Origin of the sequence: Pseudomonas sp. Y24-6 (assembly GCF_020295325.1) — a bacterium.
GTDB classification, from domain to species: domain Bacteria; phylum Pseudomonadota; class Gammaproteobacteria; order Pseudomonadales; family Pseudomonadaceae; genus Aquipseudomonas; species Aquipseudomonas gregormendelii.
In genome coordinates this window covers 331,465-347,553 of the sequence record NZ_JACBXG010000001.1, presented here as the reverse complement: position 1 = coordinate 347,553, position 16,089 = coordinate 331,465, and the positions used below count along the sequence as shown (strand labels likewise).

At 61.3% G+C, this 16,089-nt stretch carries 18 protein-coding genes and 1 riboswitch; of the genes, 9 read left to right on the top strand and 9 right to left on the bottom strand.

Annotation, left to right across the window (positions count from 1 at the left end):
- Positions 1-2: 2 nt before the first annotated feature.
- Genes HYI44_RS01630 through HYI44_RS01620 form a run of 3 tightly spaced genes read right to left on the bottom strand, consistent with a single transcriptional unit; the run spans position 3 to position 2,811 of the window.
- On the bottom strand, positions 3-788 hold the full coding sequence (locus tag HYI44_RS01630; RefSeq protein ID WP_225568589.1) for an ABC transporter ATP-binding protein: 786 nt from the start codon (positions 786-788) through the stop codon (positions 3-5).
- On the bottom strand, positions 785-1,801 hold the full coding sequence (locus tag HYI44_RS01625) for a FecCD family ABC transporter permease (protein WP_122839209.1): 1,017 nt from the start codon (positions 1,799-1,801) through the stop codon (positions 785-787). The genes HYI44_RS01630 and HYI44_RS01625 overlap by 4 nt, the downstream gene beginning before the upstream one ends.
- The gene (locus HYI44_RS01620; RefSeq protein WP_225568588.1) at positions 1,798-2,811 is read right to left on the bottom strand and encodes an ABC transporter substrate-binding protein; all 1,014 of its coding nucleotides are present in this window, start codon (positions 2,809-2,811) and stop codon (positions 1,798-1,800) included. The genes HYI44_RS01625 and HYI44_RS01620 overlap by 4 nt, the downstream gene beginning before the upstream one ends.
- A gap of 143 nt (positions 2,812-2,954) precedes the next feature.
- Positions 2,955-3,150, bottom strand: a riboswitch (cobalamin riboswitch).
- 197 nt (positions 3,151-3,347) lie between these two features.
- Here HYI44_RS01620 and HYI44_RS01615 point away from each other — a divergent pair.
- Positions 3,348-3,749, top strand: coding sequence for a VOC family protein (locus HYI44_RS01615; protein ID WP_045062210.1), 402 nt, complete (start codon positions 3,348-3,350; stop codon positions 3,747-3,749).
- A gap of 30 nt (positions 3,750-3,779) precedes the next feature.
- Here HYI44_RS01615 and HYI44_RS01610 read toward each other — a convergent pair whose 3' ends face one another.
- The 3 genes from HYI44_RS01610 to HYI44_RS01600 form a co-directional block, all read right to left on the bottom strand.
- Complete coding sequence (locus tag HYI44_RS01610; RefSeq protein ID WP_122839207.1) at positions 3,780-4,757, bottom strand: GlxA family transcriptional regulator; 978 nt, start codon at positions 4,755-4,757, stop codon at positions 3,780-3,782.
- 109 nt (positions 4,758-4,866) lie between these two features.
- Positions 4,867-6,255, bottom strand: coding sequence for a GABA permease (gene gabP / locus HYI44_RS01605; protein WP_225568587.1), 1,389 nt, complete (start codon positions 6,253-6,255; stop codon positions 4,867-4,869).
- Positions 6,256-6,346: 91 nt separating this feature from the next.
- Positions 6,347-7,120, bottom strand: a complete 774-nt coding sequence (locus HYI44_RS01600) for a creatininase (protein WP_122839205.1) — start codon at positions 7,118-7,120, stop codon at positions 6,347-6,349.
- A 288-nt stretch (positions 7,121-7,408) separates the two neighbouring features.
- Here HYI44_RS01600 and HYI44_RS01595 point away from each other — a divergent pair, with 288 nt between their 5' ends.
- The 7 genes from HYI44_RS01595 (at position 7,409) to HYI44_RS01565 (ending at position 13,644) form a co-directional block, all read left to right on the top strand.
- Positions 7,409-8,536 (top strand): extracellular solute-binding protein, encoded by a 1,128-nt coding sequence (locus HYI44_RS01595; RefSeq protein WP_122839204.1) that lies wholly within the window; start codon positions 7,409-7,411, stop codon positions 8,534-8,536.
- 23 nt (positions 8,537-8,559) lie between these two features.
- Complete coding sequence (locus tag HYI44_RS01590; RefSeq protein WP_225568586.1) at positions 8,560-9,480, top strand: ABC transporter permease; 921 nt, start codon at positions 8,560-8,562, stop codon at positions 9,478-9,480.
- Positions 9,477-10,265, top strand: a complete 789-nt coding sequence (locus tag HYI44_RS01585; protein WP_122839203.1) for an ABC transporter permease — start codon at positions 9,477-9,479, stop codon at positions 10,263-10,265. Before HYI44_RS01590 ends, HYI44_RS01585 begins: the two co-directional genes overlap by 4 nt.
- Positions 10,266-10,310: 45 nt before the next feature.
- The gene (locus HYI44_RS01580; RefSeq protein ID WP_225568585.1) at positions 10,311-11,402 is read left to right on the top strand and encodes an ABC transporter ATP-binding protein; all 1,092 of its coding nucleotides are present in this window, start codon (positions 10,311-10,313) and stop codon (positions 11,400-11,402) included.
- Positions 11,403-11,726: 324 nt separating this feature from the next.
- Positions 11,727-12,365 carry a hypothetical protein gene (locus tag HYI44_RS01575; protein ID WP_225568584.1) on the top strand — a complete coding sequence of 213 codons (639 nt, stop codon included), beginning with the start codon at positions 11,727-11,729 and terminating at the stop codon, positions 12,363-12,365.
- Positions 12,365-12,796: a phage holin family protein gene (locus tag HYI44_RS01570; RefSeq protein WP_122839200.1), complete on the top strand. Its 432-nt coding sequence runs from the start codon at positions 12,365-12,367 to the stop codon at positions 12,794-12,796. Before HYI44_RS01575 ends, HYI44_RS01570 begins: the two co-directional genes overlap by 1 nt.
- Positions 12,793-13,644 (top strand): DUF3618 domain-containing protein, encoded by an 852-nt coding sequence (locus HYI44_RS01565; protein ID WP_122839199.1) that lies wholly within the window; start codon positions 12,793-12,795, stop codon positions 13,642-13,644. Before HYI44_RS01570 ends, HYI44_RS01565 begins: the two co-directional genes overlap by 4 nt.
- A 63-nt stretch (positions 13,645-13,707) precedes the next feature.
- Here the strand turns inward: HYI44_RS01565 and HYI44_RS01560 are convergent, their stop codons facing one another.
- From HYI44_RS01560 to HYI44_RS01550, 3 genes are all read right to left on the bottom strand, one after another.
- The gene (locus HYI44_RS01560) at positions 13,708-13,950 is read right to left on the bottom strand and encodes a hypothetical protein (protein ID WP_201147360.1); all 243 of its coding nucleotides are present in this window, start codon (positions 13,948-13,950) and stop codon (positions 13,708-13,710) included.
- A gap of 92 nt (positions 13,951-14,042) precedes the next feature.
- Complete coding sequence (locus HYI44_RS01555; RefSeq protein ID WP_045062182.1) at positions 14,043-14,300, bottom strand: DUF6555 family protein; 258 nt, start codon at positions 14,298-14,300, stop codon at positions 14,043-14,045.
- A gap of 140 nt (positions 14,301-14,440) precedes the next feature.
- Positions 14,441-14,881, bottom strand: coding sequence for a hypothetical protein (locus HYI44_RS01550; protein WP_122839197.1), 441 nt, complete (start codon positions 14,879-14,881; stop codon positions 14,441-14,443).
- 169 nt (positions 14,882-15,050) lie between these two features.
- On the opposite strand from HYI44_RS01550, the gene HYI44_RS01545 reads away from it, so the two are divergent.
- The gene (locus tag HYI44_RS01545; protein WP_225568583.1) at positions 15,051-16,064 is read left to right on the top strand and encodes a GlxA family transcriptional regulator; all 1,014 of its coding nucleotides are present in this window, start codon (positions 15,051-15,053) and stop codon (positions 16,062-16,064) included.
- Positions 16,065-16,089 lie beyond the last annotated feature (25 nt).

Sequence of the window (16,089 nt, the reverse complement as noted above, 5' to 3'; positions counted from 1 at the left end):
ATTCACAGACCAGGCGCACCGCGAAAACGCAGGATCTGCGCCCCGTCATACGGATCGACCAGGTAGTGCGCCTGCACGCCGAACGTGTCTTGCAGGCGCTTGGGCGTGAGCACTTCCACGGGGGCGCCCAGCGCCACCAGTCGACCGCGCTCGAGCACGGCCAGGCGGTCACAGGTGAGTGCCTGGTTGAGATCGTGCAGGGCGATCACCGTGGTGACGGGCAGGGCATGCACCACCTGCAAAATCGACAGCTGATGCTGGATGTCCAGGTGATTGGTGGGCTCATCCAGCAGCAGGATCTGCGGCCGCTGGGCCAGGGCGCGAGCGATATGCACGCGCTGGCGCTCACCGCCGGAGAGGCTGCGCCAGGTGCGATTTTTCAAGTGCGCGGCATCGACGTCAACCAACGCCTGCTCGACAATGTGTGCGTCTTCCCGGGACCACGGGCGCAACGCTGACAGCCAGGGGGTTCGCCCCAGGGCAACGGCGTCGAGCACACTGATGGCATCCTCGGTGTTCGCCTGCTGTTCAACTACGGCCAGGGTTTGCGCAATCGTTCGCCGTGGCAGCTTGCCCAGGCGTGTGCCGCCCAGGAACACTCCGCCCCGGGACGGCTCGCGTACCCCGGCGAGCAACTTGAGCAAGGTCGATTTGCCAGAGCCATTGGGCCCGACGATGCCCAGCGTTTCCCCGCGTTGAATGTGCAGATCGATGTCGTGCAACAACTGCACCTCGCGGACATCAAAACCCAGCCCGGCGCAGCTCAATACCGACTCTTTACGGCTCACCGGGCATTCCTCCGCCCGACCAGGATCAACGCAAACACCGGTGCGCCCACCAGTGCGGTGATGACCCCGACCGGAATCACCTGGCCCTTGATCAACGTCCTCGACAACACATCTGCCGCAATCAGGAACAGCGCGCCACCCAGTGCGCTGGCAGGCAGCAGGCGGGCGTGACGGGTGCCCAGCAACAGGCGCACGGCATGGGGAATGACCAGCCCGACAAAACCGATGGAGCCGACGATCGACACCATTACGGCCGTCACCAGCGCCGCGCTGCCCACTAATATGAACTGGACCCGGCGCACCGGGATGCCAAGGGAGGCTGCGGAATCGACCCCGAACGTGAACGCGTCCAGCGCCCGCCGGTGCCACAGGCACACCGCCAGGCCAAGCAGGGCCACGGGCACCGATAACCACACCGACGGCCAGCGCACGCCACTGAGATTGCCCAGCAGCCAGAACAGGATGCCGCGAGCCTGCTCGGCACTGGCGGACTTGGTGATCAGGAACGCCGTCAGCGCGTTGAACAATTGTGAGCCGGCAATGCCGGCCAGGATGATCTGCCCGGTGCCGCTGGATGACCCGCTGACCCGCGCCAGCAAAATCACCAGGACGAAGGCTGCGACAGCCCCGGCGAAAGCGCCGACGGACAACGAAATGGCCCCCGCGCCCAGCCCCAGCAACGCCACCAGAACCGCCCCTGTGGAAGCCCCGGCGGAGATACCCAGCAGGTAGGGATCGGCGAGTGGATTGCGCAACAGTGATTGCAGGATCACCCCACAGGTGGCCAGGCCTGCACCACAAGCCGCGGCCACCAGTGCCCGGGTCAGGCGATAGTTCCAGACGATGCCTTCGTCGATCGGGTCGAGCACATGACCGGCGGACCACAACTTGTTGGCCAATACCTGGAACACCACGCCCGGCTCGATCGGCGTTTCACCAATGGCCACGCCGGCGATCACCGCCAGCAGCAGTGTGACGAAGGCCAGCAGCGTGCGAATCAGCGTCCCGGTCATTTCGGCAAGTCGTAGCCGTTGATGGCGGTGGCCAGTGTTTCCAGGCCATCGAACATCCGCAGGCTGGCCTGCATCGCCATGGCGTCGAGGATGATGATGCGATTGTTTTTCACCGCGTCCATGTTGCGCGTGACCGGGTCACTGCGCAGGAAGGCCAGTTTCTTTTCGTGGTCGTCAGCCGGGAAGCGGCGCCGATCCATACGGGCAATCACCAGGAATGTCGGGTTGGCCTTGGCAATGGTTTCCCAGCCCACCGTTGGCCATTCTTCGTCGGACTGCACCACGTTGCGCACGCCCAGGGTATTAAGCATGAAATCGGGAATGCCCTTGTGGCCGGCGACATAGGGATCGATATCCAGGCTGGCGCTGGAGAACCAGAACAGCGCGCTGGTGTGCTTGAGGTCCTTGTTTTGCACCATGGCAATGGACTTCGCCAGGCTGGCCTTGAGCTCGGCGTTCAACTTCTCGCCACGCGCCTGCACATCGAAGATTGCCGCCAGCTGGCTGACGCTCTTGTACAGGCTGTCGATGCGAAACGCTTCGAGACGCGTGCCGTCGGCGCCCACCAGGTTGTCCTTGGCTTCGCAGTCGGAAGGCATCAGGTAGGTGGGAATCTGCAACTCATGGAATTGTTCGCGGGTGCCGACGGCGCCTTGCGGGCCGACCATCCACTCCAGTTCCACTGCCACCAGCTGCGGGCGCTTGCCAATTACCGCCTCGAAGCTCGGCTCGTTGTCAGCCAGGCGCGGCACCTTGTCGTTCTCGGTCTTGTAGCGGCCCAGCACGTCGTTGAACCACAGCGAGGTGCCCACCAGCCGGTCGCTCAATCCCATGGCATAAAGCATTTCGGTGCCGGCCTGGCCGATGGTCACTGCTCGGCTCGGTGCCTGCTGGAAGGTCAGCGTGCTGCCGCAGTTCTCCAGGGTCAGGGGGTATTGCGTCGGTGCGGCCTGGGCGAGGGCGCACAGACCCAGGCCCGTGCAGAAGGTGGCGAAGCGGGGCAGCAGCATGGGGCGATCTCCAGTTGAACCGTAAACGGAGCAGGGCAATACGGTCTGGAAACACATCATCGAACGCTGCAGCAAATGCAGTGCACGGCTGGTCACCAAGATGACCCGCGCGCCAAGGATGTCCTTCCCGGACACCCCGCCGGTTAGTGATTTGCTTGGCCGGCAGGTCTCCTGACTGGTGCGTCATCACCTGGCTCCGGCCTTCCCGGGAGCGATCCCAGTGGCAGTCGTGGAGCAGGCTCAGCACCTACAGTTGCGGGGGCAGTTCCGTTTAATGCTGCGCGAGCATCACGGATTCCCTATTAATCCCATGTGGAAACCGGCGGCGGCATGGTAGTCGATCCGGCTGCCCTTGGGGAACCCGCGTGCCCAATTCCCGCAGGAGCTGCGCAGGAGCGGCGTAGGAGCGGCGTAGGAGCTGTCGAGTGCAACGAGGCTGCGATCTCTTGATCTTGCCTTTGAGCTAATCTCAGCAATCCAGCAATCCAGCAATCCAGCAATCCAGCAACAGCCCACTCCACCCCAGGAGCCCAGCCATGTTCAGCCACATTATCCTAGGCGCCCGCGATCTCGCCGCCATGACCACCTTCTACGACACGATCCTCCAACCCCTGGGCCTGGAGCGCATGCCAGACGAAAACGACGGCGGCCCACCGGGCTCGGGCTGGCAGTATCCGGGAAAGAGCTGGCCACAGTTCTTCATCCAGCTGCCCTACAACGGGTTACCGGCGAACTGGGGTAATGGCACCCAGGTCAGCTTTGCCTGCCGCTCGCGCGAGCAGGTGCAGGCCGCCTGGTCAGCGGCCATCGCCACAGGCGCGACGGATGAGGGCGCCCCCGGGATACGCGCGCATTACTCACCGGATTATTTCGGCGCCTATTGCAGGGATCCGGAGGGCAACAAATTGTGCTTTGTGCATGCGGATGGGTTGGAGTGAGAAGGCGTCAGTGCAGCCAACACAAGACGTCTAGTGCACCGCCACCTGCCGGCGCTCCCCCATCGGCGACAGACCAAAATAGCGGCTGTAGCACTTGGAGAAATGTGCCGGCGAAACGAAGCCGCACGCCAGGGCGACATCGCGGACCTGCGCCTCGCTACGCAGCAGCAACTGCCGGGCCCGGGACAGGCGCAGCTCCAGGTAGTACTGGCTGGGTGTGCGCTTGAGGTGTTTGTGAAACAGTCGCTCCAGTTGCCGCACCGACACCTCGTTCAAGCGCGCCAGTTCTTCCAGCCCCAGCGGCTCCTCGATGTTGGCTTCCATGATCGCCACAATCTGGCTGAGCTTGGGCTGGGAGGTGCCGAGCTTCTGCCGCAGCGGCACGCGCTGGCGTTCCTGAGCGCCTCGGGCGCGATCACACAACAGCAGTTCCGCAGCATGTGTGGCGATGTCCCGCCCGCCAGGTTCACGGGCGATCAACTGCAACGTCATGTCCATGGCCGCCACTCCGCCGGAGCAGGTGTAGCGGTCGCGATCGAGTTCGAACAACTGGTTGGAAATGACGATCCCGGGAAAGCGCTCGCTCAACGCCTCGTAGTCCTCCCAGTGGATCGTGCAGCGGTAACCCTTGAGCAGGTCAGCCCGGGCGAGCAAGTGGCTGCCGGTGCAGATACCGCCCAGGGGCACCTGCAGATGCGCCAGTTTGCGCAGCCAGCCGAGCAACGGTCGGCTGCTGTGGTTGGACACGATCGGGTTGGAGCCCACCACAAACAACATGTCGAGTTTCGGTGCGTCTTCGATCGAGTAGTCGGGCAGGATGCGCATGCCGTTGCTGGCGGTGACCGGCTCCAGGCTGGCGGCGATGATCAGGGTGCGGTACATCGGCTGGCGGGCGGCCATGTTGGCCATGCGCAAGGTTTCCACGGCGGAGGCGAAGCCGATGGTGGTGAAGTTCTGGATGACCAGAAAACCCACGGTTTTCACTGGCCGTTGTTCGTAGGCAGACATGGGCCATCCTCTTGTTCTGCGCTTGTACAAATAAAAAAACCGGCCAGCTTCGTGGTGGGAAAGCGGCCGGAAAGAGGTGAACGGGGGGGCAGCTTGGCGCTATTGAACCTCAGGCGTTGCGGGTTTCAGGAGAAGCTGGCGCAGGACGTATCCTGGCCTTGAAAATAGTGCCCATGCACACGATGGACAGGGTCAGCGCACCGGTGGCCAGCACTTCCATGCGGTGCTGAGGCAGAATCAGCATGACGGTCAGGATGCTCAAAATGCACAAAATCACCAGGTAGCTGAGCCACGGGTAGAACCACATCTTGAAGACGATCGGGTGTCCCGAGGCGTTCATTTTGCTGCGCAATATCAGCTGCGACACGGCAATCGCCAGGTACACCAGCAAGGCCACGGCTCCGGAACTGGCCAGCAGGAAAGCGAACACCTCGTTGGGGGCAAAGTAATTCAGTGCCGTGGTCAGGAAGCCCACTGCGGTGCTGGCCAGCACGGCGATGTAGGGTACGCCGGAGCCTGAGGTTTTCTGCAGGATGCGCGGGCCGTCGCCCCGTTTGCTCAGGGAGTAGACCATGCGCGAGGCGGTATAGATGGCGGAGTTCAGGCAGCTGGCGACGGCAATCAGGACCACGATGTCGACGATCATCTTCGCATGGGGAATGTTCATCAGCTCCAGCGCTCGTTGATACGAGCCCACTGTCACCAGCATCGGGTCATTCCAGGGAACGATGGAGATGATCAGGAACACCGAGACGATGTAGAAAATCCCCATTCGCCACACGACCGAGTTGGTCGCACGGGTGATCTGCTTCGACGGGTTCTGCGATTCGGCTGCGGCAATGGTAACAATCTCGGTGCCCATGAAACTGAACACCGTAGTGAGCATCGCGCCGATGACGGCGGTCCAGCCATTGGGCATGAAGCCGCCGAACTCCTTGCTGAGCTGGGCCACGCCACTGACGGTGGTCTCGGGCAGCCCACCCGCCAGCGCCAGCGCACCGAGGGCGATGAACCCCAGCACGGCGATGACTTTAAGCATGGCAAACCAGAATTCGAACTCGCCGTAGCGCGCCACGCTGAACAGGTTGGTCAGGGTCAGTAGCCCGGTGACCGCTATGGCGAACTCCCAAGTCTGGATGGACGGGAACCAGGCGTGGAGGATGGCGGCGGCAGCGATGGCTTCGATGGGAATCACCAGCACCCAGAACCACCAATAGAGCCAGCCGATGGTGAAGCCGGCACTGCGGCCCATGGCGCGTTCGGCGTAGGTGGAAAACGACCCGGTGTCGGGCGAGGCCACAGCCATTTCGCCAAGCATGCGCATGACCAGCACCACCAGGGTGCCGGAAAATATATACGCCAGGATCGCCGCAGGTCCGGCCGACGCGATGGCGTGGCCCGAGCCGATGAACAGGCCGGCGCCAATTGCTCCGGCGATGGACAACATGGTGACGTGACGCTGCTTGAGGCCTGGCGCCAGAGTTGAGGAACTGGACATGAGACTTACCCTTTTTTTGTTGTATTTGAGAGGGTGAAGCGTTAACCGCAGTGTTACCTGGTCGGGCACGTCCGTGCGCTGTTCAAGTCATTCAAGCGAAGGCTTCGCGTACCGCAGCGCTGATACCGGACACGCAGACGTCGAGGATCAACTGGCCTTTCTCGCGGCTGGAACCTTTAGGCGAAGACAGCGTGCCGCACGCGGGCGTGCGCTCTGGGATGATCGGGAAGACGTCGTAGGGCGGGAAGGTGGCGGGGGGATGATCCACCGCCCGGTCGAGATCGACCTTGTCCGGGTGCAAGGCCAGCATCAGCGAAGTTTCGAAGACGCCGCCGTGCTCGATATCCCAGCCGAGGAAGCCCTCGGGGTACAGCTTGGCTATGACGGCCGGATCGTTGACGAAATCCCAGTAGGACAGCACCACCACCTTGAAGTCGGTGATGCCGCCATAGCGCAGTTCGCGCAGCGCCAGGTCGATGCCCTCGACGATGAACATCGAGTTTTCAAAATGCCCATTCATCAGCACCAGCTTGCGCGCTCCGTGGCGTGCCAGCTCGCGAATGATGTCCTGCACGGTGTGGGTGAGGGTGGCGCCATCGAGGCTGGTGGTGCCAGGAAAGTGATTGCCACCGCCGGATTTCTGCTGGGACTTGTAGCCGTACGCCAGTGCGGGCAACACCAGGCCACTGACGTTATGCGCCACCGCCTTGCAGATCGCGGTGGGCAGCAGGACATCGACCTCCATGCACATGTGGTGTCCGTGCTGCTCCAGAGCGCCCACCGGCAGGAAGATCGGGCAGCCGGTCGCGACTTTTGCCGCGTATTCCGGCCAGGTGAGTTCTCCAATGACGACGCTGTTGTTCATCTGTACACCCATCTAAGTAATTGACCCACAGGTCATTTTCAGGCCGTGGCGGGTAAAACGATTCGATCAGATTGGCAGGTGGCAGATTTGTCCAAATCCGACCCGTAGTTGGCATTACGGCCTCATGCAGCTCCTTGTGGCGGCCACAGGTCGGGTCTGATCAATTGCAGGTCGGGCGTGCACAAAAAACACTGATGGCGATCTGCTGCAATGCTGCCAGCCAGCCAAGGATGCGTGGGCTTGGCCGCGACACGGATGAGGCACTTCCAACACCCGGGGAAACATGTCATGAACAAGCGCATCGACCTTTCACGCCGTACCTTCCTCAAGACTTCCGGCATCCTCGCAGGCACCGCGGCGCTGTGCGGCTTGCTACCGGCGAGAAGCTTCGCCGCTGCGGAAAAAGAACTGGTCATCCTGGCGTGGGCCGGGCACGCCGAGCCGGACATCGTTGCCGATTTCGAGCGCCAGTACGGGGTCAAGGTCCGGGCCAAGTACTACACCGGCGGCGACAACATGCTGGGGCTGATCTCGCAATCGCCGCCCGGCACCTTTGACCTGATCCTGTCCGATGCTGAATACGTGCAACAACTCAATGCTGCCGAATACATCGAGCAACTCGATCCGGCGGATTACCCCTTTGATGATTTCTACCCCGAGTTCCAGCATTTTCCAGGGCACTGGCAGGGCGACAAACTTTATTCGGTGCTGATCCGCTTCGGATTCCTGGGCATTGCCTACAACACTCAACTGGTTCCCGAAGCCAAGGTGCAAAGCTACGACCTGTTCTGGGACGAAAGCCTCAAGGGCAAGGTCGGGCACTTCGACTGGCACCTGCCCAACCTGGGGCAGATCAGCCTGCTTGACGGCAACGCGCGGCCTTACGACATCGATGCCGCGCATTGGCAAAGCGTGCAGCAGAAACTCATGAGCCTGCGCCCGCAAATCGGCGGCTTCTTCGATTATGGCGGGACCTTTTCTTCGCTGAAAAACGGCCAGGTGCATGCCATGTGCGGCATTGGCGACTGGATCACCGGGGTCCTGCAGCGCGCCGGCGCTCCGGTAAAAACCGTGTTGCCCAAGGAGGGCGGGCTGCAATGGACGGAGTCCTACTGCATCGCCCGGAAAGCCCACAGTCCGGATCTGGCGAAGAAGTTCATCCAGTACATCACCTCACCCCAGGGCCAGGTCAAGTCGGCAAAAATGGCCGCGTACCCCGCGCTTATTCCCAGTAAAAAAGGTTGGGAGCTGCTCAACCAGTCCGATCTCGCCGAAGCCAGGCGCCAGGGCATGGTGCTGGGACAACGCAACGTCATGGATGACATCCGCGACGGCCGCATCAAGTATCGCGAGCTGCCGGTCCAGCAGAGCCTGGAAGACTGGAACGACTTCTGGTCGCAATACAAGGGTGCCTGACAAGACGCGTGGAGAAGGTGGCAATGATTTCAGACAAGTTGAAGACTTCACCGCCGGTACTGTCCGACAGCAGCCCCGCCATACGCCAGCGCACCACCAGGAAGGCCGTGCACGTGCCGTGGTTCGGGCTGTGTTTTTCGCTGCCGATCCTGATCTGGCAACTGGTTTTTTTCGTGTTTCCGCTGGCCTTCCTGGTGGCGATCAGTTTCTGGGTGGTGCGCAACTTTCGGTTGGTGCCGACCTTCGAGTGGCTGAACTGGAGCTACATGTTCAGCCGCGGGTTCTTCTGGGACGCCTATGTGCACACCCTGGCCATGGCGGCGGGCGCCACTGTACTGGTCAGCCTGGTGGCGTTTCCGTGTGCCTACACCATTGCCTTCAAGTTTCGCGATTCTGCCCGGCAGCTACTGGTACTGCTGCTGATCACGCCGTTTTTCACCAGCTATCTGGTGCGCACGTATTCGTGGCAGGTGTTCCTGAGCGACAACGGGATTCTCAACGCGGCGCTGGGGCTGCTAGGCATCGGCTCGGTGGCCATGTTGAACACCACCGTCGGCACCTATGTCGGCTACTTCACCCTGTGCCTGCCCCTGGTGGTGCTGCTGCAATTGTTCAGCCTGATGTACATCGATCGTTCGTTGATCGAGGCCGCGCACAACCTCGGCAGCGGGCGTTGGCGCACCGTGCTGCTGGTGGTCATACCTTCGGCGCGGATTGGCATCGTCGTGGCAGCGCTGTTCTGTTTCATCCTGACCTTCGGTGATTTTGTCAGCCCGCTGTACCTGGGCGGCGGTCAACCACCGACCCTCAGCACCCTGATCACCGACACCACCAAGTCCGGTCAGCAATGGCCCCGTGCAGCGGTGATTGCGACGGTCATGATCATCACGCTGCTGATCACGGCCTTTGCTGCGGTTCGCTTTGCTTATCGGAGACGCCCATGAACGAGCATCGCCTGATCAACTTCCTGCTGCGCAGCTTTGTCGTGCTGGTGTTCATGTTCATCTTCACGCCCATTGCCGGCAGCTTTGTGTTCTCGTTCAATATCGACCGCTTTCCGTCCTTGCCCCTGGGCGGTTTCAGCCTGCACTGGTACGAGGTCATCGCTGCGGATCCGGCAGTCTGGCAGGCGTTCAGGAACAGTCTGCTGGTGGGCGTGGTGGTGTCACTGGTTTCGACTCTATTGGGTTTCACTGCGGCCTATACCGACTTTCGTTACCAGTTTTTCGGCAAGTCGATCTACATGGCACTCGCGACGCTGCCGCCGACCATTCCGGTGGTGATCATGGGCCTGGCGATGCTGGCGTTCCTTTCCCGGGTAGGTCTGTCAGGGTCGATCTACGCAGTGATGATCAGCCATATCGTGATGTGCACGCCGTTCGCCATGGCCGTCATCCGCATGCGGCTGGCGCAGATGGATCCCCATATCGAGGCGGCGGCGTGGAACCTGGGAGCCAACCAGTGGAAGGCCATGCGCTTCGTGATCCTGCCATTCACTGCGCCGAGCATCTTCGCCGCATTGTTCGTGACCATGGCAGTGTCCTTCGACGAGTTCGCGGTGGCCTGGTTCGTCTCGGGCCTGAACGAGACCGTTCCGGTGCGCATCCTCAATACCTTGCAAGGCCAGGTGAGCCCGACCATCAACGCCATCGGCACGATTGTCTTCATTACCACCATGAGCCTGGTGATCTTCGCGCAAATGCTGTTGATGCGTCGGCGCAACGCCTGACCGCGACGAGCGCCCCTACACCCCTCCAACCCGAAGGACTACGCCATGACTCAACCGCTGGTGGTATTTGACAACGTGGTCAAGCATTTCGGCAGCTACCAGGCTGTCGAGCGGCTCAACCTGGAGATCTACAAAGGCGAATTTGTCGCCATCATGGGTTCCAGCGGGTGTGGCAAGACCACGACACTGCGCATGCTCGCCGGGCTCGACAAACCGAGCGAGGGCGAAATCCGCCTGAACGGCGAGCGCATCAATGACCTGTATTCCTGGCAGCGGGAGACGCCACTGGTGTGGCAGAACCTGGCGTTGTTCCCATTTTTGAATGTACTGGAAAACGTCGAGTTCGGCCTGCGCATGCGCGGCATGGCCAAGGCGCAGCGGCGCAAAAAGGCATTGCACTGGCTTGAGCGTCTGGACCTCGGGGAGTTCGCCAATCGGGACATCAGCCTGCTGTCCGGGGGCCAGCGCCAGCGTGTGGCGCTGGCCCGCTCACTGGTCACGGAACCCCCGATCCTGCTGCTCGACGAGCCATTGAGTGCCCTCGATGCGCACCTGAGTGTGCGCATGCAGGGGGTACTCACCGGGCTGCAAAAGGACTTGGGCATTACCTTTGTCTATGTCACCCACAGTCAGTCCGAGGCCTTCGCGATGGCGGATCGCGTGGTGATCATGAGCCGTGGCCGGGTGGAGCAGATTGGCACGCCCCAGGCGGTATTTGTTGAACCGCACAATCGCTTCGTGGCCGAGTTCGTCGGCGGCAAGAACATCTTCCCCGGCACGGTGGCAGGGTTCGACGACAGCGGTCTGGTGCGGCTGGAATCAGCGCAGGGTAGTTTCGTCGCGCGACTGCCGGAGGGCAAATCGGTGAGTGCAGGGGAGGCGGTCACGGTCTGTGTCAGCGCCGAGCATATCGAACTGACCACCCGGCCGGTGCGGCAAAATCGGCTGGCGTGCACTGTCGTCGGGGAGGAGTTCATTGGCTCGATGGTCAACGTGTATCTCGAAGCCAGCGGCGGCCTGGAGCTGAAGGTGCAAAAGACCCATGCCGACTATAACCAGCTGGGCGTGCATTGCGGGCAGAGCCTGTTCGCCGAGTGGGACGGGGGACATGCGCTGATTTTGCGCGATGGCAGCTGACCCCCGACTGCCACCCTCTGCACAAGCAAAGATTGCTCGTTATGACCTTGGGCCAGTCGAAATCCAGGCTGGCCGACCGTCAGCGCGCATTTGAGAAAACCAAGTCCGGACTTTGCAACAGTCAGACGCAGACCGCAGTCAGCGTCCTGAATTCTTTTTATTTACGTGGCTTCCAGACGACTTGTTGGGTTACCCGTCGGCGCGTTTGTCGCTCATCATTCTGTTTGAACTCCTGTTAATGCAGCTCCGTCATCTGAACTGAGGGCGGCTGCGAAACTGTCGTGGCGCACCCGAAAACGCATTTTTCGAAAGGCGAGGGACGTCATGAATATTCCAGACAGCAGGACTGAAGGTCAGAACGATCATCAGGGCTCCGCAAGACCGGAGGCCGATTTTCAACATTTGAAGGAAGGCGTCACCGAGGCGCTCGGTGACGCGAGGCAACAAGCGGATGCGCAGTTCGGGCAGTACCGCGATACCGCTGCCGATCAGATCGAGGCATTGGCCAAAGGGGCAAAGTCCTTTGTCTCGGAGATCGAAGACAAGGACAGCCTCGGCATGTCCGACTACCTGGCCGACATGGCCGAATCCATGACCGGCCTGGCCGGTAATCTGCGTGGCAAAAGCGCCGAGCAGTTGCTGCACGATGCGGCCGACCTGGCGCGCAACAATCCGGCCCTGTTCCTGGCAGGCAGCGTCGCGCTGGGATTCGGCCTGTCGCGATTCCTCAAGGCTGGTACTGCTGCGGCCTATACCGCCAGCGCGCAAAAGCCTTCAGAGAACAGCAGCTCTGCGCCTGCGCCCGGCAGCTTTGGTGCGCAGCGCCCGTACGAAACATCGGTCGCTGCGCACACCGGGCTAGACACCGGCATCACCCCGTCCGCGCCGGGCGAGCAGGACCATCCCACCGACTTTGCGACCCCGACAACTCCAGGTTCGAATGACTTCAAGGGAGCACTGTGATGAACAGAGAAAACCCAGATCTGCCGGGCGCACGCCCCGTACCCGTGGTTGAAACCGACGCTTCAGTCGTCGGCCTGTTGCGCCAGTTGTCACGTGAGGTGCCGGCCCTGTTCACCAAGGAACTGGCCCTGGCCAAGGCCGAGCTGCAGGCCAGTCTCACTACGCTCAAGGCCGGCATTGCCGGGGTGGCCGGCGGGGCAATTGTGCTGCTGGCGGGCTTCATCATCCTGTTGATGTCGGTGGTCTACGGCCTGTCGATGGTGATGGCGCCCTGGCTCGCGGCACTGATAGTGGGCGTGGTGGTGATGATCATCGGATTCGCCATGCTGCAGTCGGGTAAAAAACAATTCGAGCCATCCCACTTCAAGCCTGATCGCACCCTGGATGCCTTGAACAAGGACCAGGAAGCCCTGCGGAGGAAAGTCTCATGAAAAGCGAATTCGAACTGGAATCGGAAAAAAGCCCGGAAGCGATCGAGCGTGAAATCGACGCGCAGCGCGCCAGCATTGGCAACATCGTCGATGCACTGGAGAGCAAGTTCACCCCGGGCCAGATGTTTGACCAGGCGTGGGGCGTGATGCAAGGCAACGGCACCGCGTTCCTCTCCAACCTGGGTACCAGCGTGCGCAACAATCCGGTGCCCGCCGTGCTGACCTCGGTGGGGTTGCTGTGGCTGATGATGAGCCAGAATCGCCCCCCAAGCCCGAACGTCGGTTATCGCAGTGGTCCAGAGCACAGCAGGGTCGGAGAGTGGGCCGATGGCGTGTCGGACGGCATTGACAGCGCGCGGGACCGCTTGCACCACACCGCAGATTCCATGAAGGAAGGCTACCAGTCCGTCAAGGGCAAGGCCGCGCACCTGGGCGACAGCCTGGGGGCCGCCACTGACAACGTCAGTCACGCCATGCACGACGCCAGTGATCGGCTCGCGCGCGGTACGCAGGCAATGGGGGATCAGTTCACACATCTACTCAGGGAACAGCCGTTGATGGTCGCTGCGGCGGGCATCGCGTTAGGCGCGTTACTGGGCGCCGCGATCCCCTCGACGGCTACCGAGCAACGTTACCTGGGCAAAACCAGCGCGGGACTGACGGACAAGGTCAAGCAGCAGGCGCGTGAAGGATTTGAAGCGGTGCGCGATACCGTCACCAAGACCACTGATCATGCCGATGCGCCAACGGCGGCCCAGACGGATATGAACAGTAGCGTCCCGAACGGGCAACAACGCACTGCCTCCAGCGCTCCAGCGGACTTGTCCGCAGGGTTGGGTACTTCCTGACAGCAGGTGTGAAAAAAGGGAGGCCTGCGTCAGGCCTCCCTCTATTTCGTGTGACACCTGTGGTCAGTTTCCATCGGCCACTTTGCGCTCTATCTCATCGACCTTTTTCTGCAGCTCTTGGGTGTCCTGCTCCTTGGTGCGGGTGGAGGAGGGCGTGATGACTTCGTCCACTGCGCGGGTATCGTCGTCCGTGTCCGCCAGATCCCTCTGCACCACATTCACCGGCTTGCCGGACGAGTCCCTGGGTGGTGCGTTGGATGTCACGGGTGATTCGCCATCATTGCTGCGGTCATCATTGTCGTTCATGTCGCATACCTCCATCGGCTTTCACATTGGATGCAAGGGTGCTGGTCGAGTTCGGGATTTTTCATACCCGCTGACCGCCGGCCCCCGGTTATTCAGGACGGCGTCGCCTCGGTCCAGTCGAGCTTGGCCGACTCGCGCCAGCGCACTTCGACAACGCCGTATTTTTCCGCCTGGGGCCTGGATACCACTTTGAGCGGCGGCCTTCCGGGTTTGGGGATGGGCGCTATGCCGGCATCACAACTTGCCCAATGCCAGGCATCGCGATTGCTCATCACTTTTGCACGGATGATGAACGACCTCGGCTCCCCGTGGAGCAGGTATTCAATGATGTAGAGACCGGTGCTGTTCATGAGGACCCTCCTTATGCTCATAGACAAAGGAGTGGTGGTGTCAGAAAAAATTCAAAGCAATTTCCCGGCGGCGTTAAGCGCTTATTTTCAGGAAAAAAAATGCACTTTATAAGGTTCTGGAGACTCCCTTTTCCAGCCGCTCAGCTGCAGATCAGCCTGACTGCCTTGGCGGCACGTTCCAGTTCCTGTTTGACGTCCACCGGTATTCGCTGCTTGCGCAAGGTTTGCTCCAGGAAGGCCTGGTTGCCCCGACTGTCGACTTCGGCATCAATGGCGGCGTCCTCGGCACCGATCGCCGTGGCGTGGGATTCCATCACCGAGTCAATCTCGACATCGTTCCTGGCGGCATCCAGGGCGCCGACGAGTTTCGCCACGTCCTCTTCCTCGGCCTTGGCATAAGCATCCACCGTCAAACCTGCCGCCAACGCCCGAGCCCGCACTTCGACTCCTTTCAATGCCTCCCTGGCTTCCCCGCAGCGTAATTCCTGGGTGTGGTTTTGCACATCGCGCCACTGCAGCAGTGAGTACGTCAGCGTGCCGACCATTGCCAGGGTGATACCGCTTATCAGGATCGGCTTCATGGGTGGATTCTCGAGCGGATGCAAAAGGGCGCGCTATTTCTTTCAGGCATTCACAGCGTAGCACCGGGCAGCGAGGGTCAGCGGCTTCAATATCTTTCCAGGTGCCGCCATTGCGCTTTCTCCATGCGGCCCATAACGTATTGGTTTTCGTCGCAAAGCAGGTCGACCATTGATCGAAAGACGCCAGTTCAGTGAAGGGTTAAAGGGCAAGAACCTTCGTTACCTGAATGACAACGCCAGCGCGACACCTCAAGTGGTGCGCTGCGGGTTCCTGCTGCTTGAGCATTTTTCGCTGCCGGCCTTCACGCAGGTGCTGGATACGCTCGTGACCGCCAATCTGTTGCGTCCAGGAGTGTTCACCACGCGCACCTTCGGCTTGAGCGAAGGCGAAGTAGTCAGCGATCTGGGGCTGGTCATTCGCCCGGATGCGCGTCTCGACGGTTCAGCGATCAAGGGGCTGGATCTGCTGGTGGTGTGTGGTGGTTATCGAACCGAACTCAAGGCCAACGAAGCGTTTATCACTCAGCTCAAGGCCGCAGCGGAGCAGGGCGTGATGCTCGCCGGCTTGTGGAACGGCGCCTGGTTCCTCGGCAAGGCGGGCCTGCTCGAGGGCTATCGCTGCGCCATTCATCCGGAACACCGCCCGGCGCTCGCGGAAATCTCCCGCGCGACCCAGGTCAGTAGTGAACCCTACGTCATTGATCGCGACCGGCTCACGGCGTCCAGTCCTTCGGGCGCCTTTCACATGGCCCTGGACTGGATCAAGAGTCTCTACGATAAAGCCCTGGTCGAGGGTGTCGAAGACATCCTGGCCTTTGAGGAATCGCGTTACCGGCGAATCAAGCCGGCGGAGAACATCTGCGTCAGCGCGCCGTTGCGCGAGGTGGTCAAGCTCATGGACACCAATCTTGAAGAGCCGCTGGAACTGGAGCAACTGGCGGTCTACGCCGGTCGTTCGCGGCGACAACTCGAACGCCTGTTCAAGGAACAGCTGGGCACCACGCCGCAACGCTATTACCTGGAGCTGCGCATTACCGAGGCGCGCCGGCTGCTGCAGCACACCGAGTTGTCTCAGGTCGAAGTTCTGGTGGCCTGCGGGTTCGTCTCGCCAAGCCATTTCAGCAAGTGCTACAGCGCCTACTTCGGCTACCGGCCGTCCAAGGAAAAGCGCCTGGTGAAGTAGCGTCGGGACGCTGCCCGGAGGAACT

Bases quoted from the DNA above. Each gene is read 5' to 3' on its own strand.
- HYI44_RS01555 (WP_045062182.1), bottom strand. From the start codon at position 14,300: ATGAACAGCACCGGTCTCTACATCATTGAATACCTGCTCCACGGGGAG.
- HYI44_RS01580 (WP_225568585.1), top strand. From the start codon at position 10,311: ATGACTCAACCGCTGGTGGTATTTGACAACGTGGTCAAGCATTTCGGC.
- HYI44_RS01595 (WP_122839204.1), top strand. From the start codon at position 7,409: ATGAACAAGCGCATCGACCTTTCACGCCGTACCTTCCTCAAGACTTCC.
- HYI44_RS01560 (WP_201147360.1), bottom strand. From the start codon at position 13,950: ATGAACGACAATGATGACCGCAGCAATGATGGCGAATCACCCGTGACA.
- HYI44_RS01590 (WP_225568586.1), top strand. From the start codon at position 8,560: ATGATTTCAGACAAGTTGAAGACTTCACCGCCGGTACTGTCCGACAGC.
- HYI44_RS01575 (WP_225568584.1), top strand. From the start codon at position 11,727: ATGAATATTCCAGACAGCAGGACTGAAGGTCAGAACGATCATCAGGGC.
- HYI44_RS01620 (WP_225568588.1), bottom strand. From the start codon at position 2,811: ATGCTGCTGCCCCGCTTCGCCACCTTCTGCACGGGCCTGGGTCTGTGC.
- HYI44_RS01625 (WP_122839209.1), bottom strand. From the start codon at position 1,801: ATGACCGGGACGCTGATTCGCACGCTGCTGGCCTTCGTCACACTGCTG.
- HYI44_RS01615 (WP_045062210.1), top strand. From the start codon at position 3,348: ATGTTCAGCCACATTATCCTAGGCGCCCGCGATCTCGCCGCCATGACC.
- HYI44_RS01600 (WP_122839205.1), bottom strand. From the start codon at position 7,120: ATGAACAACAGCGTCGTCATTGGAGAACTCACCTGGCCGGAATACGCG.
- HYI44_RS01550 (WP_122839197.1), bottom strand. From the start codon at position 14,881: ATGAAGCCGATCCTGATAAGCGGTATCACCCTGGCAATGGTCGGCACG.
- HYI44_RS01585 (WP_122839203.1), top strand. From the start codon at position 9,477: ATGAACGAGCATCGCCTGATCAACTTCCTGCTGCGCAGCTTTGTCGTG.
- gabP (WP_225568587.1), bottom strand. From the start codon at position 6,255: ATGTCCAGTTCCTCAACTCTGGCGCCAGGCCTCAAGCAGCGTCACGTC.
- HYI44_RS01565 (WP_122839199.1), top strand. From the start codon at position 12,793: ATGAAAAGCGAATTCGAACTGGAATCGGAAAAAAGCCCGGAAGCGATC.
- HYI44_RS01610 (WP_122839207.1), bottom strand. From the start codon at position 4,757: ATGTCTGCCTACGAACAACGGCCAGTGAAAACCGTGGGTTTTCTGGTC.
- HYI44_RS01570 (WP_122839200.1), top strand. From the start codon at position 12,365: ATGAACAGAGAAAACCCAGATCTGCCGGGCGCACGCCCCGTACCCGTG.